General features: G+C 59.0%; 21 protein-coding genes and 1 tRNA gene. 11 read left to right on the top strand and 11 right to left on the bottom strand.

Going from position 1 to position 18,167, the window contains the following annotated elements:
- Positions 1 to 230: 230 nt before the first annotated feature.
- The 5 genes from PHV01_RS05240 (at position 231) to PHV01_RS05220 (ending at position 5,863) form a co-directional block, all read left to right on the top strand.
- Positions 231 to 797 (top strand): DUF882 domain-containing protein, encoded by a 567-nt coding sequence (locus PHV01_RS05240; protein ID WP_337290091.1) that lies wholly within the window; start codon positions 231 to 233, stop codon positions 795 to 797.
- Between the two features lie 203 nt (positions 798 to 1,000).
- On the top strand, positions 1,001 to 1,669 hold the full coding sequence (locus tag PHV01_RS05235; RefSeq protein ID WP_337290090.1) for a L,D-transpeptidase: 669 nt from the start codon (positions 1,001 to 1,003) through the stop codon (positions 1,667 to 1,669).
- 56 nt (positions 1,670 to 1,725) lie between these two features.
- A complete protein-coding gene (locus PHV01_RS05230) occupies positions 1,726 to 3,264 on the top strand; it encodes an NCS2 family permease (RefSeq protein ID WP_337290089.1) in 1,539 nt (512 codons plus the stop codon).
- A gap of 116 nt (positions 3,265 to 3,380) precedes the next feature.
- Positions 3,381 to 4,877 carry a radical SAM protein gene (locus PHV01_RS05225; protein WP_337290088.1) on the top strand — a complete coding sequence of 499 codons (1,497 nt, stop codon included), beginning with the start codon at positions 3,381 to 3,383 and terminating at the stop codon, positions 4,875 to 4,877.
- Between the two features lie 179 nt (positions 4,878 to 5,056).
- The gene (locus PHV01_RS05220; RefSeq protein WP_337290087.1) at positions 5,057 to 5,863 is read left to right on the top strand and encodes a class I SAM-dependent methyltransferase; all 807 of its coding nucleotides are present in this window, start codon (positions 5,057 to 5,059) and stop codon (positions 5,861 to 5,863) included.
- Positions 5,864 to 5,875: 12 nt separating this feature from the next.
- Here the strand turns inward: PHV01_RS05220 and PHV01_RS05215 are convergent, their stop codons facing one another.
- Positions 5,876 to 6,616, bottom strand: coding sequence for a DUF3386 family protein (locus PHV01_RS05215; protein WP_337290086.1), 741 nt, complete (start codon positions 6,614 to 6,616; stop codon positions 5,876 to 5,878).
- Between the two features lie 439 nt (positions 6,617 to 7,055).
- Here PHV01_RS05215 and PHV01_RS05210 point away from each other — a divergent pair, with 439 nt between their 5' ends.
- From PHV01_RS05210 to queC, 3 genes are all read left to right on the top strand, one after another.
- Positions 7,056 to 8,393 carry a DegQ family serine endoprotease gene (locus PHV01_RS05210; protein WP_337290085.1) on the top strand — a complete coding sequence of 446 codons (1,338 nt, stop codon included), beginning with the start codon at positions 7,056 to 7,058 and terminating at the stop codon, positions 8,391 to 8,393.
- A gap of 104 nt (positions 8,394 to 8,497) precedes the next feature.
- Positions 8,498 to 9,139 (top strand): radical SAM protein, encoded by a 642-nt coding sequence (locus PHV01_RS05205; RefSeq protein WP_337290084.1) that lies wholly within the window; start codon positions 8,498 to 8,500, stop codon positions 9,137 to 9,139.
- Between the two features lie 59 nt (positions 9,140 to 9,198).
- On the top strand, positions 9,199 to 9,828 hold the full coding sequence (gene queC, locus PHV01_RS05200; protein ID WP_337290093.1) for a 7-cyano-7-deazaguanine synthase QueC: 630 nt from the start codon (positions 9,199 to 9,201) through the stop codon (positions 9,826 to 9,828).
- A gap of 342 nt (positions 9,829 to 10,170) precedes the next feature.
- On the opposite strand, the gene PHV01_RS05195 is transcribed toward queC, so the two are convergent.
- The 10 genes from PHV01_RS05195 to PHV01_RS05150 all read right to left on the bottom strand — a co-directional run bounded on the left by PHV01_RS05195 (position 10,171) and on the right by PHV01_RS05150 (position 15,328).
- Positions 10,171 to 10,614, bottom strand: coding sequence for a hypothetical protein (locus tag PHV01_RS05195; RefSeq protein ID WP_337290083.1), 444 nt, complete (start codon positions 10,612 to 10,614; stop codon positions 10,171 to 10,173).
- 94 nt (positions 10,615 to 10,708) lie between these two features.
- A complete protein-coding gene (locus tag PHV01_RS05190) occupies positions 10,709 to 10,918 on the bottom strand; it encodes a hypothetical protein (protein ID WP_337290082.1) in 210 nt (69 codons plus the stop codon).
- 299 nt (positions 10,919 to 11,217) lie between these two features.
- Positions 11,218 to 11,727, bottom strand: coding sequence for a DUF4236 domain-containing protein (locus PHV01_RS05185; RefSeq protein ID WP_337290081.1), 510 nt, complete (start codon positions 11,725 to 11,727; stop codon positions 11,218 to 11,220).
- A 12-nt stretch (positions 11,728 to 11,739) separates the two neighbouring features.
- Positions 11,740 to 11,997, bottom strand: coding sequence for a CopG family antitoxin (locus PHV01_RS05180; protein WP_337290080.1), 258 nt, complete (start codon positions 11,995 to 11,997; stop codon positions 11,740 to 11,742).
- Between the two features lie 142 nt (positions 11,998 to 12,139).
- Positions 12,140 to 12,499: a helix-turn-helix transcriptional regulator gene (locus PHV01_RS05175; protein ID WP_337290079.1), complete on the bottom strand. Its 360-nt coding sequence runs from the start codon at positions 12,497 to 12,499 to the stop codon at positions 12,140 to 12,142.
- A gap of 5 nt (positions 12,500 to 12,504) precedes the next feature.
- A complete protein-coding gene (locus PHV01_RS05170) occupies positions 12,505 to 12,879 on the bottom strand; it encodes a type II toxin-antitoxin system RelE/ParE family toxin (protein WP_337290092.1) in 375 nt (124 codons plus the stop codon).
- 277 nt (positions 12,880 to 13,156) lie between these two features.
- Positions 13,157 to 13,232, bottom strand: a tRNA-Lys gene (locus PHV01_RS05165).
- A gap of 139 nt (positions 13,233 to 13,371) precedes the next feature.
- Entirely contained in the window at positions 13,372 to 14,448 is a 1,077-nt protein-coding gene (locus PHV01_RS05160; protein ID WP_337290078.1) for a tyrosine-type recombinase/integrase, read from the bottom strand.
- Positions 14,445 to 14,975: an ImmA/IrrE family metallo-endopeptidase gene (locus tag PHV01_RS05155; RefSeq protein ID WP_337290077.1), complete on the bottom strand. Its 531-nt coding sequence runs from the start codon at positions 14,973 to 14,975 to the stop codon at positions 14,445 to 14,447. The genes PHV01_RS05160 and PHV01_RS05155 overlap by 4 nt, the downstream gene beginning before the upstream one ends.
- An 8-nt stretch (positions 14,976 to 14,983) precedes the next feature.
- Entirely contained in the window at positions 14,984 to 15,328 is a 345-nt protein-coding gene (locus PHV01_RS05150) for a helix-turn-helix transcriptional regulator (RefSeq protein WP_337290076.1), read from the bottom strand.
- A 124-nt stretch (positions 15,329 to 15,452) separates the two neighbouring features.
- On the opposite strand from PHV01_RS05150, the gene PHV01_RS05145 reads away from it, so the two are divergent.
- Genes PHV01_RS05145 through PHV01_RS05135 form a run of 3 tightly spaced genes read left to right on the top strand, consistent with a single transcriptional unit; the run spans position 15,453 to position 18,089 of the window.
- A complete protein-coding gene (locus tag PHV01_RS05145; RefSeq protein WP_337290075.1) occupies positions 15,453 to 15,653 on the top strand; it encodes a helix-turn-helix transcriptional regulator in 201 nt (66 codons plus the stop codon).
- Positions 15,654 to 15,680: 27 nt separating this feature from the next.
- Positions 15,681 to 15,914 (top strand): hypothetical protein, encoded by a 234-nt coding sequence (locus PHV01_RS05140; RefSeq protein WP_337290074.1) that lies wholly within the window; start codon positions 15,681 to 15,683, stop codon positions 15,912 to 15,914.
- Positions 15,915 to 15,956: 42 nt separating this feature from the next.
- On the top strand, positions 15,957 to 18,089 hold the full coding sequence (locus PHV01_RS05135; RefSeq protein WP_337290073.1) for a DUF3631 domain-containing protein: 2,133 nt from the start codon (positions 15,957 to 15,959) through the stop codon (positions 18,087 to 18,089).
- The last annotated feature ends 78 nt before the right edge of the window (positions 18,090 to 18,167 follow it).

Raw genomic sequence — 18,167 nt, 5'->3', positions numbered from 1 at the left:
TGTCGAATGCGCTGTTCCCTGATAAGGTGTGGCACGGGTAACCTCCTTCCTGGTTGGGTGGACGAGTTGGACGACCACCACTCTTCTACCACAGGGGGGAGTGTTACCCATGTATGATAACTCTACTATTCCGTTCCATTTTCCTGTTGACCCTCGGATGCTTTTTCTGTTATGGTGTTGTGCGCTTTTCGGCTCAGCGGCTGTCCCACCTGTGATCTGTCGAGGTTAGGATGTCGGGATCGACCCATCACCACTGGACACGAAGATCCTTCCTGAAGGCTTCTCTTGCTTCTGCCTTCTTGCTGGTCGGCAAGCCGGCGTGGGCGCAGGACCTGATCGTCCCGCCGGTCCCGGAGGGAAGGCTTGCCCTGTATAACACCCACACAAGTGAGCGGCTGGACATCACCTACAGGGATCCATCCGGTCAATATGACCCGGATGCTTTGAATGCCCTCAACCATCTCCTTCGCTGTCATTATACGAACCGGGCGACCGAGATGGACGTCCGGGTAATTGAGTTTGTGAACGCGGTGGATAAGCAGTTGGGTGGGGACAATGAAATCCACGTCATATCGGGTTTCAGGTCGCCTGAGTACAATCGACTGCTGGTCAGAAAAAGGAGGGGAGTGGCGAGGCATAGCCTCCATCTGGCTGGTAAAGCCATAGATTTCCGCATCCCGGGGGTTAGCCCGAATCTGATCAAGAAGGCTGCGCTCGATCTGAAATATGGTGGCGTGGGCTATTATCCCCGCAGAGGGTTTGTCCACCTGGATTCCGGAACATTCAGGCACTGGTGAGCGGCCGGTGTCGTTGGCGTGCTTCCGCTCTTATTTGCTTCTTCCTGTTTTCCGCGCCCGGTGAACTCTGGAGCGCAAGCTCCTCCGCACCCCCTTCCCGCTGTACTATTCAGTACCCCAGTGATGCCAAGGTAGAATGGGAGTGCCAACGTCTGCGCGCCCGCGAGACGCTGGAAACCCTCTTTGGAAGCCGGTGGGTGGATGTGGCCCGATTCAACCGGATCGACCGACGTCATGCGTATTCCGGTATCTCTCTGAAGGTCCCCAAGCGCCTCGAGGATGTGGCAGGCTTCACACCGATGCCTCAGGAGTACCCCGCAGCAGCCGGTGAAGCCAAGTTCATCCTGATCGATCTCGCAGAGCAGTTCCTTGCGGCATATGAATATGGTCGACTGGCGTTTTCGACGCCGATCGCCACAGGCGAGAAAAAAAATGAGACCCCGGCAGGCGAATTTGCCGTTACCGCGGCTCACCGTCACCACCATTCATCCCGCTATACCATCGAAAAGACCGACATCCCGTATCCGATGAACTACGCCCTTCGATTCCATATCAATAAGGAAGGCGTCGCGTTCTGGATTCATGGGCGCGATATTCCCGGATATCCAGCCTCGCACGGCTGCATCGGGCTGTATGACGAGCCAATGCAAAAAAAGTATTATGGGTACCCCCGCAAACCGATCCTTGAGGATGCCAGGACCCTCTACAACTGGGTTCTGGCGCCTCTGCCTGAGGACGAGAAGTATCGGATCCTGGACAATGGGCCACGGATGCTGATTGTCGGCCGAGCGCCGATTCCGCTGCGACGATCAAGCCGGACCCCCTCAGGAGTGAAGTCTCTCCTCCCTACCCCTCCTGAAGCGGCACATTAAGAGAGGGCTTCTTGGCGCTTGGAATCCGGCGCCCGTCCATGTAAGATACACCTCCGATGAAATACCGCTGGTTCGTCCGAGGCGACATCGACGGCTTCTTCGGCCTGTTTATCGATAACCTGCTTCAGCTCATGGTGATCAGTGTGCTGGGCCGGTTGGTGAGCGGGCTGCCCACCGAGCTGATCACCGGGCGGATCCTTCCAGGCGCTGCCGTCTCGATCCTGATCGGCAATCTCCTTTATGCCCGGCAGGCGAGGCGGCTGATGCGCGAGAGCGGCCGGACCGATGTGACCGCCCTGCCGTACGGAATCAATACCCCAAGCCTCCTCGCCTTTCTTTTTCTGATCATGGGACCCGTCTATCAAGAGACCGGCAATCCCACCCTGGCCTGGCAAGCCGGGTTACTGGCCTGCCTGCTCAGCGGAATCATGGAGACTGCGGGAGCCTTTGTCGGGGACTGGTTGAGACGCCATACACCACGGGCAGCGCTGCTGTCGGCGCTCGCGGGTGTGGCGATCACCTTCATCGCCATGGGCTTCACCTTCCAGATTTTTGCCGCCCCCGCAATCGCACTGCTCCCGATGCTCATGATCCTGATCTCATATGCCTCGCATGCCCGCCTGCCGCTTGGAATACCCGGAGGCCTGGCCGCCGTCCTCGTCGGGACCGGCCTAGCGTGGATCCTGCGCGCGGCGGGTCTGCCGTACTTCCAGCCCTCAGCGGAACCTTATCATCTGGCCCTCTATCCCCCCAGCCCTGCCATCGGGGATCTCCTTGTCGTGCTGCAAGGGCCGATGGGATGGCGGTTTCTCTCGGTCATCTTCCCGATGGGGCTGTTCAACGTGATCGGCTCACTTCAGAATCTGGAGAGCGCAGAGGCGGCCGGCGATCGATACCCGACGCGATCGTCGCTCCTGATCAACGGGATCGGCAGCGTGATGGCGGCCCTGTTCGGCAGCCCTTTTCCGACAACGATCTATATCGGGCATCCCGGCTGGAAAGCGATGGGCGCCAGAGCAGGCTACTCGATCCTGAACGGAACCATCATCGCCGCCCTGTGCCTGCTCGGAGGAGTTACCCTGATCCTCCACTATATTCCGATCGAGGCGACCCTCGGCATCCTGTTGTGGATCGGGATTATCATGACGGCCCAAGCCTTCCAAGAGGTGCCGAAACGACACGCCCTGGCCGTGGCCTTCGGCCTGGTCCCGTCACTTGCGGCCTGGGCGCTGACTTTGATCGAGACGAGCCTGCAGAAGGCAGGCCGGACTCTGTTCGAGGTAGCGCCAGCCTTTGGGCGCGACCTGCATATCCACGGCATCATCGCCCTAAGCCAGGGGTTCCTGCTCAGCTCAATGATTCTCTCGGCCATCCTGGTATCGGTGATAGAGCGGGAATTCCTGAGGGCGGCTGTCTGGACAACGATCGCTGCAGGGCTGTCGATGATCGGCCTAATCCATGCCTACAATCTGGTCCCATCAGGGGTACAGAACAGGTTCGGCGTGGCAGCGGCGCCGGAGTTTGCCCTCATGTACGGGCTGAGCGGCCTGTTCCTGTTAATGCTGCATCTGAGCAACAATCCGCGTCGCTCATAGCCGACGCCCCAATCTCTTGCGCTTTGCACATGGTTACATTAGTATGGGACTAATCACGCGGAACGGCCCTGTTGGACGTAATGGCCGTGTGGCGCGCGAGCGCCGGGAGAAGCGCCATGAACATCCTGCTGCTCTCCATGCCCGATTCATTCGAGCACATGCCGACGGTCACCATCCGGATGCCCAACGCCGCCCTCACGTCCCTCGCCGGCAATATCGATCCCCATCACCACGTTGCTGTAGCAGACCTGATTCTCGTCCAGCGGCGCGTCCGCGAGACCATCGAGCGTCTCGTGCGCGAGATCAACCCCGATCTGCTCGGGCTATCAGTGATGACCTTCCAGCGCAAGACCGCGAGGAAGATCATCGACCTCGTGCGTTCCCTCAGCCCCGATGCGCGCGTTGTCGTCGGCGGCTACGATCCGAGTATGGCCACAGAAGCATATACCGATATCTCTTGGGGTGGTGTTGACTTCATCGTGCGGGGCGAGGGCGAGATCACCTTTCGCGAGCTCCTGCGCGCCATCGAGAATCAGAGCGGGTACGATCGGATCTTGGGCCTATCGTACAGGAGCGGCGACCGCTTTTCTCACAATCCGGACCGGCCGGTCAACTCCCTTGAAGATGGCGAGATACGGCTGTCCAACCGCGACGCGAGGGTGCTGGCCGGGTACACCGTGCTCGGCCGGCAGGTCGATGTCATCGAAACATCACGCGGCTGCACGTTCGATTGCAGCTTCTGCTCGATTATCGCAATGCGCGGCCGCAATTTCCATACGTACCCGCTGGATCGGGTGATCGCGGACATCCGCGATGCACGCAACCACGGCGCGCGGGCGATCTTCATTGTCGATGACAATGTCATGCTCAATGTGCGGCGGTTCGAGGCGCTCTGCCAGGCCATCATCGATGCCGGGCTCCACGATATCGACTACACGGTGCAGGCCATGACCTCGGTCATCGCTAATCATGGCGAGCAACTCGCGCCGCTTATGCGCCAAGCCGGTTTCCGCTATGTCTTTCTCGGCATCGAGAACATCCTCGATGAGGACCTGACATTCCTACGTGCCCGCCGCAAAAATATCAAGCGCGAGGACGGTCACACGGCCGGCAATGCTGCGATCAAGGCGATCGACTTTCTGCACCGACATAAGATCTACGTGGTCGGCGGGCTGATCATCGGCAATCCAAACGATACCCGCGCCTCCCTCGAGGCCAACATCGAATTTGCCAGAGCGTATATTGACTGGCCGTACATCCAGCATCCGACACCGTATCCGCGCACGCCGATGACCAAGGAGTTTCGTGACCATGGGCTGATCATCAACGAACGGCTCGAAGAGTACGACGGCACGACCGCTATCGTACGAAGCGAGCACCTCTCGGCTGAGGAGATCGAGTTCAGGCGGTGGCGGGCCGACCGGTGGATGAAGCTTCGCCACCTGCCGGCCGTATTCTGGCACAGCCCACTCTTCGTGCTCCGCAATACGCCAAGGATGATCGCCCATACCTTTCGCGGCAGTACCCTCAAGTCGATCCTTGGTCTCGAAGACCCGCGCCAGGCCTTCGAGCGCTATCGCGCCATCCGCCAGGCCGAGCGCGAGTATCTGTGACCCTTTGGCGAATGTTCATCGCGGGGGTTGCCTGAAATCCCCACAATCTCCCCTGTCATGCCCTTGGTCCCGCTTTTTCCTTGACATCTCCGACGTGGCAATCACAATAACCATGTCACATGGTCACGTGACTGTGGGTGACGGACTACACATTCGAAAGAGAGAAAGTGAAACCGCTTATGAATGAACATGAGGAAATCCTGCCGGGACACGGACTGCAAATTGATAAGATGCCGGGACACTGGCTGCTGGCGCAGATGGGAAAGCGGGTGTTGCGTCCCGGTGGCCTTGAATTAACGCACCGGATGCTGGACGCACTCAATATCGCGCCAACGGATAGGGTGGTCGAATTTGCGCCAGGGCTGGGTGTGACGGCGCAACTGGTGTTGGCGAAATCCCCGTCCGGCTACACCGCGGTAGAAGCCGACGATGCCGCCGCGAAACGAGTACAGGGCTATCTGAAAGGCGATAATCAGCGTTGTGTCGTCGGGCAGGCAGAACACTCAGGCTTACCGGACGGTAGCGCCACGGTGGTGTACTGCGAAGCGATGTTGAGCATGAAAACCCCTGAGAATAAGGCCAAGATTATTCAAGAGGCCAAGCGTTTACTGACGCCAGGCGGGCGTTGTGGCATCCATGAACTATCTGTGGTTCCTGACGACATCGATAGTGTCACCAGAGACGCCATCAACCGCGCGCTCTCGCAGTCCATTCATGTGGGGGTGCGTCCGCTGACCGTATCGGAATGGAAAGCGCTGCTGCAACGTGAAGGGTTCATTATCAAGGCGCAGGCCACCACCCCGATGCACCTGCTTGAACCGTCCCAGATGATCCGAAATGAAGGGCTGGCCGGGATGGCGCGGATCGCCTGGAATGTTCTGCGAAATCAGGCGGCGCGCCAGCGGGTGCATGCCATGCGGCGCGTATTCCGTCAGTACGACCGAAACCTTGCGGCTGTTATGCTGGTTGCTGAAAAGGGAAATTAATGGCGCCCGGGATCAGGAAGCCGGGACCTTGGCCGCTTCTTTCGGAAGCAGGCGGTGCCCTTGAAACTGAAGCGTCGAGACCTCGATCTTCCCCCCTTGAGCAACGATAATCACACGGGACTTGGGAAGCCAGAACCCCTCCACCTCGACGTATTCATCAGTAAAGACGGTGCTGTTTGCAAGTGACCCCTTTTCGTCGAACTGAAAAACGGCCACCTGCTTGGGCAAGAAGCCGTGAAGCGTCGGAACGTACTCTAAGACGTTGAGGCTCAACCATCCTTTTTCTGTCTTCTGGTTGACCTGGAGAATCTGTCGATCCTTGATGCGGTACGTCGATGAGGAGCGGTCGCCTTTCTTCACCAGGCGTCCCAGTGGATGCTGATCCTCAGGGCCGAAGGCAACCGGCGCCTCCTCGTGCTTGTGTGTGTCCAGTTTCAGTCGATGGTTGACGATCGACTTCAGAATCCTGCTGGCCCATTCTGCTGACGCGCGGCCTTGAAGCGCAACCTCCACCTTTCCAGAAGGGAGAACCGTCAATTCACCACTCGATCGTTTTCCATCCTGGTCCACCTCCAGTTTCGCTTTAAAGCCTGGGAAGCGATCCCACACGACTACGCGCTGACGGGCCTCCTCCAGAAGGGTACGGGCCTCAGGATCGTCGTGAATCTCCTGAGCTTTCAGGGGATCGCCTGTAAAGGCGAGAAGAAGGATGGCAAAACACAGGCTTTGGATCTCGCGTGACCGTCTCTTCATGGCTCTCACCTCCTTTTCAGCAAAGAAACAATAAAAGGTTCATGGTGAAGTGTAGGCCAGGTGAGAACTCGCGTCAAGCCGTCCTCAAGCGTCTTCTGGGAACAGAGGGGTAAGTTGTATTTGAGCAATGAGTCTGCTAAGCTGAGACCAATAAAGGCGTAGAGCGTTATGGCCGAATGTGGGAAGGTTCTACTAAACGCTCTCGCATTTACCGTTACTAATAGAAGGTACATATCTGGGCGTATCGAACGGGGAACGGATCAAGGCGACAGCATTGCAGGGGGATACGATGCGTAATGGACGGTTTAACACCAGAACGTTGATAGCAGTGGCAGCGTCCTGTTTGATTCTTGGAGTTCTGATCACGGCCTCCTTGAATCTCGTCCCGCTCTCAAAGGCCACGACGTCTCAATTTTGGACTGAAAAACGAGAGAGCGGGGTGTTTAGCTCGAGTCCGATCTCAGATGGTAAGCTCTGGGTTCGGTTGGCGAAGGAGCTGACTCCGGCTGTGGTGAATATCAGCACCACCCAAGTCATCAAGGGAAGGGGCGTCCCGTCTCACGGCCCTTTCGGTGAAGACGACCCCTTCAACGAGTTCTTTAAACGGTACTTCGGTGAGAGTCCGCGGCAGTTCAAGGCGACCAGTCTTGGATCCGGATTTATTATCAACAAAGACGGCTACATATTGACGAATAACCACGTGGTCGAGAATGCCACGGATATTACCGTAAAGCTGGGTGACAGCCGAGAGTTCAAAGCGAAGGTAGTCGGGAGGGATCCGAAGACTGATATCGCCCTCATCAAAATCGAGGTCTCCAATCTGCCGGTGATCCCGTTTGGTGACTCGGATAAACTGGAGGTTGGTGAGCCGGTCATGGCGATCGGCAATCCCTTCGGCCTGAACCAGACGGTTACCACCGGCATCGTCAGCGCCAAGGGACGGTTCATCGGCGAAGGCCCGTATGACAACTTCATTCAAACCGATGCTTCTATTAATCGGGGCAATAGCGGCGGACCACTGCTCAACACCAACGGCGAGGCGGTGGGAGTCAACAGCGCCATCCTGAGCCCAACGGGCGGTTCGATCGGGATCGGTTTTGCGATTCCCATCGCGATGATTAAGGAAGTTCTACCGCAGTTGAAAGAGCGGGGGCAGGTCACCCGGGGATGGCTTGGCGTGGCGATCCAGTCGATTTCTCCGGAGTTGGGCAAGAAATTCTCCCTCAAGCAGGCGAATGGCGCCCTGGTGTCGGATGTCATGGAGGGATCACCAGCCGAACAGGCCGGAGTCAAACAAGGGGACGTCATTGTGGAGTTTGGAGACAAGAAAGTCAAGTCCTCTACCGAGTTGCCCCACATCGTCGCCAGCACCCCGGTGGGGAAAGAGGTCGCCATGAAGGTCATTCGCGACGGGGCCGAACTCACGTTGCAGGTCAAGGTTGGCGAACTCAAAGAGGAACAGGTAGCGGCCATGGCGTCGTCCTCTCCAAAGACGAAGTTGGGAATCGATATTCAGGAACTCAATCCGGCCCTCTCCCGCAAGTTTGGAATTAAGGGTGAGAAAGGCGTTGTGATCACGGAGGTTGAACCTGAGAGCCCTGGTGACGCGGCTGGGTTACAACCTGGAGATCTGATCCTGGAGATCAATCGTGTAAGGGTCACAACAGTGAACCAGGTCCGGCGGATCTTGGAGAAAACCAAGCCGAATGAACAGACCCTGCTCCTGGTCAAGCGGGAGGGTGGGACGCGGTATGTAGTGATCGGAGCCGAAGGGTAGACGCATCGGGCTTCTGGATTATCTGGTGGGCAGGCTTTCGCTTGGCATATGAGAGGAAGCCTGCCCATTGTATTTGTTGGTCGCATCCTAACGTCAGGGCGGTTATGAGCCTCCGCGTAAACGAGATCTTCTACAGCATCCAGGGGGAATCGACCTATGCCGGCCGGCCGTGTATCTTTGTCCGCCTGACCGGGTGTAACCTTCGGTGCCGGTGGTGCGATACGGCCTACGCGTTCCACGGGGGCGAGCAACGGTCGGTCGAACAGGTGCTGGAACAGGTACGAGCCTATAAGTGCCCGCTGATTGAGATCACCGGAGGGGAGCCGCTATTACAGGAAGAGGTGTATCCTCTGATTGGTCACTTACTTCATGATGGGTACGAAGTCCTGATTGAAACAGGGGGAAGCCTCAGCGTTGATCGCCTCGACCCCAGGGTAGTCAAGATCCTGGACCTCAAGGCCCCTGGAAGCGAGATGGATCCATGTAACAATCTTGAGAACCTCCGGTATCTCGATAGGAAAGACCAGATCAAATTCGTTGTCGCGGATCGCCAGGACTACGAGTGGGCGAAACGATTGATGGCGGAGCATGGCCTAGCTGACAAGGCTCAAGTCCTCTTCTCCCCGGTATTCGGTGAATTGCACCCTGGGACGCTGGCGGAATGGATCCTGACCGATCGACTTGACGCCAGACTCCAGATCCAGCTCCATAAGTACCTGTGGGATCCGAATCGGCGGGGGGTGTAGTGAGCAAGCGTGCTGTCGTCCTGCTGAGCGGTGGGCTTGACTCCGCGACGGCAGCCGCGATGGCAAAGGCCGAGGGGTATGAGCTTTATGCCCTCACCTTTCGCTATGGCCAGCGTCACGCGCGCGAGGTGGAGAGCGCGAAGAGGATCGCGGCCGCCCTCGGTGTCGTCCAGCACCTGATCCTTGACCTCGGCCTTCGGCAGATTGGCGGTTCGGCCCTGACTGCTGAAATTCCGGTGCCGAAGGGCCGCGGGGTTGAGGAGATCGGAGCCGGTATCCCTATCACCTACGTCCCCGCCCGCAACACGATCTTTCTCTCTTATGCGCTGGCCTGGGCAGAGGTGATCGGTTCGGAAGCCATTGTGCTCGGGGTCAACGCGATCGACTATAGCGGGTATCCGGATTGTCGGCCGGAATACATCGCGGCCTTCGAGCAGATGGCGAATCTGGCGACCCAGGCCGGCGTTGAAGGCAGATCCAAGTTGACCATCCACACCCCGCTGATCCACCTGACCAAGGCCGAGATCATCCGGCGAGGCGCTGTCCTTGGGGTCGATTTCCAACTCACCTGGAGTTGCTACGACCCGACCCCGGACGGACAGCCGTGCCGCGCCTGTGACAGTTGCATCCTGCGAGCAAAAGGCTTCGCCGAAGCCGGCATCCCGGACCCCGGCCCTACTGCCTCGTAGGCCGCCTTATAATGAGGGAAATCTGACCATCCCTTCTCGGGGAAGAACTCCGGGGACGCATGATGGTTCAAAGAGGAGTCGTCTTTCCGGCCGCGTGATCCCGAAGCGCCTTATCCGCCAAGACATCGAGTTTCCCGGCTGCAACGTCGCGATCGAACTGCTGATCCCAAAGCGTCCAATCGAATTCGAGAAACCACTCTCGAAGCGTCGCGACCTCTTCCGCCGACAGCGTCTTGATCTATTCTTCGATCGACTCCACTCTACTCATGGCTGACACCTCCGATTAGCCGCGTTTATGTGAGGAAGATATCCTTCCCTCAACGTGGCTTACCTCGCTATACTTCAAGTCCACAGAAAGCCTCGGACTTCAATAAGTCGATGTAGATTGCGTTGATCTTCCTCATACCATTTCTGTTCCAGTCGCGCCTCTTGTCTTAAGGCGCGATAATATGCTGCATACCTCTTCCTATCCGGTTCAACCATCTGATGCAGTTCGGAGTCAGGTATCTTCTTGAACCTGAGCGACGGGATAATCAGTTGCTTGTCGTCGAAAGGACTTCGCCGTGCGGGCCGCTTCTCTCTCCACCACTTGTACAGGTGCTTGATCTCGCGCCAGGCGTGTTTATGCAATGCGTTCGCGCTCCAGTCGATATATCGGTCGGGCTGTTCCTTCTCGATAAAGTCTGCCAGCACTTGGAAGGCGGCGTGAAGCAGAACTTCGTCCTTATCGTGCCATCTGTGGTCGAGTGAGTGTATCTTCAAGACCTGAGTTCGTCGTTTAGTCATCTGTGTACTTATACGCTACCGTAGGCCTGGTCTCCAGGGACCCGCCGGATAACAGCGTATTCGTCATATGACTCTCGCTAAGAGCTGAGGCGTGTTAGGCAGCTTCACCTGACACGCGCATGATCCATCGCGGTCCACGAGACGAAACCCTTCGCCCCGCCTGGATCTGATGGGCGCGTAACAGCTCGCACAACTTGTGAAGGTCATAATCGACCTCGACGAGTAATGCCTCGCGCGCGGCGCGCACCTCAGCCACAACCGGATCGACCCACGGCTCCTTGGTATCAAAGTTCTGAGCAGTCATAGTTCCTCTTCTGCCATCAGCTCGTCCGGAGTACAGAGAACAGGGGGCTCAAAACCCAAGCTGCGGCATACGCGCTCGACACGAGGTCGGATGAGCGCATTGGCGATGTGGGTGGCGTTCCGAGATCGGTGATTCAGCCAAATCCTATACGCTTATCTAGTGCTTAGCAAGAAAGTTCCAACGATCCGGTTGAAATGCTGGCCGCGAGCAATAGCAAGGCGATGAACTACCCCGTAGCTTGCTGCGGGGCAGTTCATTAAGCCTCGATCTACGCCACCCTTACGCGCCATACTGCCTCCCTACCGCCCGACCTTACCGAACCCGGCTCGACTTCCGTCAACGTTGAAGAACTCCGCCGTCCCGCCTTGCACCTTTCCATAGCCGAGATGCTTGCCACTGGCGTCGTAAAACTCGATGGTCTGCGAGGGTGCGCCTCCGGCTGGAACCTGCTCCGGGATCACATGCCAGCGCCCTTCGGCCACGTCTCGAAGCGCCTGGTCGCGCCACTGTGCGAATCCACACCCGGAGAGGATGTAGATCAAGAACGCGAGCGCCACCAGCCCCACGATCAGCCAAACGCGGGTATGACGGCGTGTCGGTGTGGACGGCTCCCCTCCCTCCTGGGGCATGGACACATCCCGCCGATAGCCGATCCCTGTTCCTGGAATCCCGATCTGCATCCTCGCCCGCTTGGGGTTGACCGAGAGCTTCGCGCCCGGAGGACCGACACTGAGCCCCAGCCCCGACTTGCTCACGTTCAGGGACAGCCACTTGCTGAGCCGTAAGCGCTTACGAAAAAGCAGGCCCATGCCGTTCTCTCCCTACGCCGCCAGATGTTCTTTGACCCACATCCGCAGCAGGGTGGTGTAGCTCAAGCCCTTGGCCTCTGCCATCGCCTCGACCTTCGCAATATCCTCGGGATCAAGGCGGATGCTGATTGCCCGCTTCGGTCGCCTGACAAACCGGATACCGGCTTCGGTGGTTTCCTGGGCGTGCTCCGCGAAGCTGTGCGTGTCCCAGTATGCCGCCGCCTCTCGATCTGTCGGGAGTGATGGAATTCGTTTCGTCTGCTTCTTCATTTCCCACGCCTCCGGTAATAGCCTCGCTCTTTGGTGTCCATGTCTCTCGCCGTCACGATCCGCACCTCACCATGCCGCATCTCGCGCACCACAATGAACAAATGCCACTCGCCTGCAGAACACTGGGACCCGCCAGTCCCCCCTACGCATGTGCGTGCGCTTGTTTTCGGCCCGCCGGTTTGGAGTCCGGCTCGTCTTCGGCGATACCGGACAGAGCGACCGGCGGGCGGTCAGGGAATTCCGCGACAAGCGACAGCGTCCCGCCCATTGCTTTAACGGTCTTCCGCAACGTGGAAATCATCAGATCAGCGCGTTTTTCAAGTTTGGACACGCCATCTTGTCCGATGCCGAGTTCCTTGGCCATGCGAACCTGCGTGAGCTTGCGTGCGCGCCGGAGTTCCTGTAATGTCATTTCCTCCGCGATGAGCTGGGCTGCGCGAGCCTCGATCTTCTTGCGCCGGGCCGGGCTTAATTCCTTCCTTATTCGTTCGAGGTGTGTCACGGTCTTTACTTCCTTTTCTTTTCCTTCTGCTTTTTGACTGTGGCCAGATGAGCGTCAAAACGCGCATCGGCCTTGTCGATCAGTTGACGGTAGAACCGCTTGTCGCTCACGCCGGACTTATCTCCGGCTACCAGAATAATGGCCTTGCGGTGTGGATCAAACGCGAAGGCTACACGCCAGACACCCTCAGCGGCGTCGAACCGCAATTCCTTCATATGTGCATGACGTGAGTCCTTCAGAGTGTCCGCATGGGGCCGCCCTAGCTGCGGGCCGAACTGTTCAAGCAGTTCGATGTGGGCCAGTAGTTCGTCCTGCACGTCCTTATGCAGACCGCGGTACTCGGGGACGAAATCGTCATGGAGATCAGCTTCCCACTTCACGTATGCAGTATGCACTATAATAACTATTCCGTCAAGTGCATGTACGTCACTATCGTCATCGGTGTGAAGGGCAAAACGAAGGAAGTGATCGGCACCACTGATCTGCTGCTAAACGAGGAGCAGCTGGCCGATGGTTTTGCTGACGGCATCCGCCCCGCCGCTGGTTCCCGATGGCCAAATCCATGCGTGGCGAAACCGATACCGGCGTTGCGTACCGCGCACATAACTGTGTATGGCTACGGGATTGTGTTGCGTTGCCGCAAGGTTAGAAAGAGGGTGGTGACCCGTCCGGGACTCGAACCCGGGACTCCCTGCTTAAAAGGCAGGAGCTCTGCCGACTGAGCTAACGGGTCGTCATAGTTGCTTAGTCCGCTTCCTATAAGCTGTAAGCAAGGCTGCGAGTCATTGATCAAGCTCCAGAATTTCGACACGTCTGCAGTATCGTCTGCAGTAACCGGCGACTCTCACCGCTTGCTGAGCCAAAGGCACCGCCTATGCTTTACCTTGCCGGTTCGCAGATATCAACTGGTTTGTCGAAGGCTCAAGAGCAAGATAGGGCACCAGGGTGCTCCAGAGCGCCTGAAGGGCATCAACCACCAGCGGCTCCCGTATATGCCGGTACCGCTCCATAGCGGCTGTCGAACGCCAGCCACCGATCCTCTTGATCATCCCCTCATCGTAACCCAGCTCGTAGAGTAGCGTAGCCCCCTGGTGCCGCAGGTCGTGGAAGCGGAAGTCCTTGATCTCTGCCCGGCAGCACGCCCGGCGCCAAGAGGCCTTTACCCCCGCGCTGGTATACGGTTTCATGGTGGCGGGATTGGTGAAGACCCACGGCCCCAGGTGGGGCAGCCGTGACAGCAGGCCGACAATCGGGGGGGTCAACGGCAGGCGTTTAAGCCGTCCGCCCTTCACCGGAACCTCCAACACGGAGCTATCGAACTGGTCCCAACGGACGCTCAAGAGTTCCGACAGCCGGAGAAGGGTAAGACAGGAGGCGAGCGCCAGCACCTGGAGCGGCAGCGTCAGTTCGGCCAGGATCGCCCGAAACTGAGCGGGCTCCAAATAGCGGACCCGTTCCGGGGGCTCCGGGAGCGGCTTGAAGCGGGCAAGGGGATTGCGAGGCAGCCACTCCCAGTCCACGGCGCGGTTCAGCATGGCTTTGAGGACCGAGACCTCTCGGTTAATCGTGGCATTCGAAACCCCCTCCTGACGCCGTGTGACGCGGTAGGTCTCCACCAACTGTCGGGTGATCCGATCTACGCGGGATGGCAGGAGGCGGAGCAGATGCGGAATGCGGCTCTCAAGGTATTCCACGCCGCGCGGCCTACAGCGGAGTTTGGCCGTCTGGAGATAGGCGTCTGCCAGGGCCTTAAGAGTCTGGCGCTGCGCCGAGGCCTCGCCCCGCTGAAGCTGAAGCTTGAGATGGGCTTCCAGGAGTCGGGCTTCCCGAGGCGGCGAGGAAGGATCGGGGCGGCTGCGGGGATCAGGGAGAAGCCGCGAGAGCCGCTGCCCTTGGGAGAAGACCTGGATCTCCCATTTTCCTCGGACCTTGTTCCAAAAGATGCTCATCGTCGTCTCACCAAAGCGAAGCTGCGCGTCAGCACATCGAGCGCAACTCTCTCCCGAATCAGGCCCTCCAGCCTGTCCCTCCCTTCAACACAGACGGTGATATCCCCGTATTCCTCCCGCAGGTAGCCTCTGATGGCCGTCCGGGACGGATAGCCCTTCTCCCGGATCAGCTGCTCCAAGGCTGGAGTGGGCAGGATCGCACAGAGCGCAAAAGCGTTCGCCTCCTGCTCGATCTTCCCCCGGCTGAAGAGGGTGCGCTTGAGCAGCGAGAGGTCGAGGCCAGGGTGAAAGAAGTGGTGTCCCAGCTCGTGGCCGAGGAGGATCGTCTCCAGGAAGGGTGGGAGTCCCTGCTTAACAAGGACAAAGGACCGTCCCCTGTACGAGCAGAGGCAGGAGAGGCAAGGGATCGGTTGCCGAAAGATCAGAAGGCCTTCATGGTCGGCGATCATCTCGAGATCTTCAAGGCGCAGGGGAGTCTGGTTGAAGGGCGGATACTGCTGCTCCAGCTCCCGAAGCAGGCGCCGCATGGGTCTCCCTAGAACCGTTTGATGATCTGAAGCAGCACCTCAGCCAACTGTCGCTTCTCTCCCGGATTGAGCTCCCGCTTCCGCTGGAGTTCGAAGTAGATCTTCGCGAACTCCGGGTCCTCCAGGAACCGCTGCTCTTCCTCGGAGATGACACCCGTCTCCTGGAGGAAGAACTGAAACGACTCGTCCAGGCCAGCTACGATCCGGCGGAGGAGCTCGAAATCGGCCTTCCGCCCCCGCTCGATCCAGAAAAGGGCGCTGTCGCTACACCCCGCTTTCTGAGCGAGCTTAGCCAGCGAGAGTTTCTTCGCCTTCCGCTTGACTTTGATCCATTCACCTACAGGCAGCGTCATGCGTCTATGCTATTTCCATTTGGCAACATTTGTCAACTGAAAATATATAAATAAAAAATATCTTGACAAATAGAAACGATATAATTAATAGTATTTCCTATTAGAAATGTATTGGAGCATGAAAATGCGATCTAAAGTGCGAGGAGATCGGATCCAGTCAAAGCGAAAAGCCCTCGGCTGGAGCCTACGGCGGCTGGCCGAGGAGGTTGGAGCGGATCCCGTGACGCTGTGGCGGATCGAACGAGGTCTCCGCACCCCCAAAGTGGACCTCTTCTACAAGCTTGCCCAGGCGCTCCGTCTCAAGCCGGAAGAGCTCCTTCGATAAAGGCTGTCCTCGTCGTGAGGTGGAATCATGGCCAGAGATTCCAGCCCTGCTGCTCTCGCCTGTCGCCTGATCCAGGGGGATTTCCCCTACCAGGAGTTCTTCTCCCTTTCGCCCGCCGAACGGAACGAGATCTACGCCTTTGCCCTAGCCTTGCTTCAAGCCAACATCGCGGAACTGAAGGCACAGCTCAAGGAACGGGATGGGATCGAGTCTGTTGGGGCAGTGAACGGAGGCGAACGACCGAGGGGATCCGCGGACTGAGCCTGGCGCATCCAGGTCTCGGCTTCGAGCAAGGGGACGACGATGCCGGAGGGAATAAGCACCCTGCATCCTGATCACCTGGCCGATCTCACACAGAGCGGCTTGACGGAAGCGACCATTTTCGCGCTCGGTCTGCACTCCGCCCGTCCCGGCGACATCGCGAGGCTCGTGGGTTTCGATCCCAACGGCGTGCGATCCGCGCTGGTCTTTCCGTATCCAGGAGAGAACGGATTCTGTCGAGTGAAGGTCTTTCCACCTTACGAAAAAGATGGGCATGCCGTGAAGTACCTGCAACGTCCGAAGAGCGGCGCTCGCCTGTACCGGCCCCCGTTGGCGGCGCAGGTCCTCCCGGATGCCACGGCACCTCTGGCCTGGACGGAGGGGGAGAAGAAGGCGGCCAAGGCGTGCCAGGAAGGTCTCCCGTGTCTGGGCCTGGGTGGACTCTGGAACTGGCTCGCGGACGGCCAGCCAATCGCCGGGCTCGACACCATCGCCCATGTCGAGCGGGAGGAGATGCTCTATCCCGACTCGGATGTTTGGAGCCGGCCGGAGTTGTTGAAGGCGGTCTATGCGTTGGGGAAGGAGCTGGAGGCCCGAGGCGCGATCGTACGCATCGCCATCCTCCCGGCCGGCCCGCATGGGGAGAAATGGGGGCTGGATGATTACCTGGTGGCGATGGAGCGAACAGGGACTCCGGCGCAACAATCGCTCGGGACGCTGAAGGGCATCCCCCTCAAACATCCCACCTTCTCCCGGGCGGCCCAGTGGTGGAAGGAGTGGACAGGGCGGCGAGAGGCCGAGGGCGGGCCTATCCCCGATGCCGTAGCCGTCCTGGAGCGGATCGGGCAGCCGCGCTTCATCCATCCGGCCCAGGACTTCCTCAACGGCGCACTCTCCTTCGGCATTCCGGCGGGGGATACTCTGCTCTTCGTCACGTCCGGGAGAAAACTCCTCAAGGCCGCCCAACTGCCGGACGGCGTGCAGGTCGATCACCGGGGGTTTGATCTCTGCCGGTTCAGCCGAGGGGGGATCATGCGTTTCCTCGCGGGGGAGACCGTCACCGGGTCCACCCTGTTACGGGAGCTGACGGCCTTCTTCCACCGGTTCGTCATCTTCCGGGATGGGCGTCTCCCCCTCCTCCTGGCCGCCTGGACCGTCGGAACGTACGTCTACCGGATCTTCCGGGTCTTCCCCTATCTCGTCCTGCGGTCACCGACGCGGCGCTGCGGCAAGTCGCGGGTGCTCGACCTCCTCGCCCTGGTGGCCTTCAACGCCTCTCCGCGCACCACCAACCCCACCGAAGCCCAGGTCTTCCGGGGACCCTCGAAGAACGGCGGAACGCTGCTGCTGGATGAGATCGAACATCTTCGGGGAGAGAAGGAGACGTTTCAGGGCCTGCTGGCGGTGTTGAACAGCGGCTTTGAACGGGGAGGCGTGGTCCAGCGGCTGGAGAAGCGCGGCGACCGCTTCATGGAGATCAGTTACCCGACCTACTGTCCGAGGGCGCTAGCCGGCATCGCCCACCTGGCCGAGACCCTCGAGGACCGGAGCATCATTGTCTTCATGTCGCGCAAGCTGAAGCAGGAACCGGTCGAACGGTTCAGCCCCGGCCGGCTGGAAGAGGAGGCCCAACGGCTGCGGGATGCCTGTTACACCTGGGCACTGACCCGGGCGGCGGATCTGACCGAGGCCTACGAGGGGGAGTTTCCGCAACTGCAGGCGTTGGACGACCGGGCCAGGGACCTGTGGGAGCCCCTCCTCGCAATCGCCCTGCTTGCCGATGCTGAAGCAGACCGCCTGGGTACGTCAGAGCGCCTGGCCTCGACCTTGGTGGCCCTGGCCCACCACCTCTCTGGGGTGCGGGATGAAGGGGACACCACGACCGTGAAGCTGATTGAAGCCTTGGAAGCCATCGTGGAGACCGAGGGGCGGGACGTCTTTGCCCCCTCAGAACTGCTCGAACTCCTCCGTGCGCACAACCTCGAGTGGGTAAAGTCCCCGAAGGCGTTAGCTGGACTCCTGAATCCCCTTGGGCTGGTTTCGACCTGGCGGTGGCATGGTGGGAAGAGTGCGCGGGCCTATGCGGTGACACCGACCCTCCTGATCGACCTCAAAGCCCGGTACGGAGGCGAGGCACCATCCCTTTCTTCCCCCATTGCAAAACGTGATGTGTAGAGAATGCAGGACCCATGCGGGCTCTCTACGGATCGGGAAGCGTGATGCATCACGGATTCCAATCCGTAGAGAAAGCAG

Source organism: Candidatus Methylomirabilis sp., from assembly GCF_028716865.1.
In the GTDB taxonomy this organism is placed as follows: domain Bacteria; phylum Methylomirabilota; class Methylomirabilia; order Methylomirabilales; family Methylomirabilaceae; genus Methylomirabilis.
The sequence above is the reverse complement of the archived record's forward strand: the minus strand, read 5'-3'. Positions and strand labels throughout refer to the sequence as shown.

Coding starts and splice junctions, on each gene's coding strand:
- PHV01_RS05240 (WP_337290091.1), top strand. CDS start 231: ATGTCGGGATCGACCCATCACCACTGGACACGAAGATCCTTCCTGAAG.
- PHV01_RS05230 (WP_337290089.1), top strand. CDS start 1,726: ATGAAATACCGCTGGTTCGTCCGAGGCGACATCGACGGCTTCTTCGGC.
- PHV01_RS05225 (WP_337290088.1), top strand. CDS start 3,381: ATGAACATCCTGCTGCTCTCCATGCCCGATTCATTCGAGCACATGCCG.
- PHV01_RS05220 (WP_337290087.1), top strand. CDS start 5,057: ATGAATGAACATGAGGAAATCCTGCCGGGACACGGACTGCAAATTGAT.
- PHV01_RS05215 (WP_337290086.1), bottom strand. CDS start 6,616: ATGAAGAGACGGTCACGCGAGATCCAAAGCCTGTGTTTTGCCATCCTT.
- PHV01_RS05205 (WP_337290084.1), top strand. CDS start 8,498: ATGAGCCTCCGCGTAAACGAGATCTTCTACAGCATCCAGGGGGAATCG.
- queC (WP_337290093.1), top strand. CDS start 9,199: ATGGCAAAGGCCGAGGGGTATGAGCTTTATGCCCTCACCTTTCGCTAT.
- PHV01_RS05195 (WP_337290083.1), bottom strand. CDS start 10,614: ATGACTAAACGACGAACTCAGGTCTTGAAGATACACTCACTCGACCAC.
- PHV01_RS05190 (WP_337290082.1), bottom strand. CDS start 10,918: ATGACTGCTCAGAACTTTGATACCAAGGAGCCGTGGGTCGATCCGGTT.
- PHV01_RS05185 (WP_337290081.1), bottom strand. CDS start 11,727: ATGGGCCTGCTTTTTCGTAAGCGCTTACGGCTCAGCAAGTGGCTGTCC.
- PHV01_RS05180 (WP_337290080.1), bottom strand. CDS start 11,997: ATGAAGAAGCAGACGAAACGAATTCCATCACTCCCGACAGATCGAGAG.
- PHV01_RS05160 (WP_337290078.1), bottom strand. CDS start 14,448: ATGAGCATCTTTTGGAACAAGGTCCGAGGAAAATGGGAGATCCAGGTC.
- PHV01_RS05155 (WP_337290077.1), bottom strand. CDS start 14,975: ATGCGGCGCCTGCTTCGGGAGCTGGAGCAGCAGTATCCGCCCTTCAAC.
- PHV01_RS05150 (WP_337290076.1), bottom strand. CDS start 15,328: ATGACGCTGCCTGTAGGTGAATGGATCAAAGTCAAGCGGAAGGCGAAG.
- PHV01_RS05145 (WP_337290075.1), top strand. CDS start 15,453: ATGCGATCTAAAGTGCGAGGAGATCGGATCCAGTCAAAGCGAAAAGCC.
- PHV01_RS05140 (WP_337290074.1), top strand. CDS start 15,681: ATGGCCAGAGATTCCAGCCCTGCTGCTCTCGCCTGTCGCCTGATCCAG.
- PHV01_RS05135 (WP_337290073.1), top strand. CDS start 15,957: ATGCCGGAGGGAATAAGCACCCTGCATCCTGATCACCTGGCCGATCTC.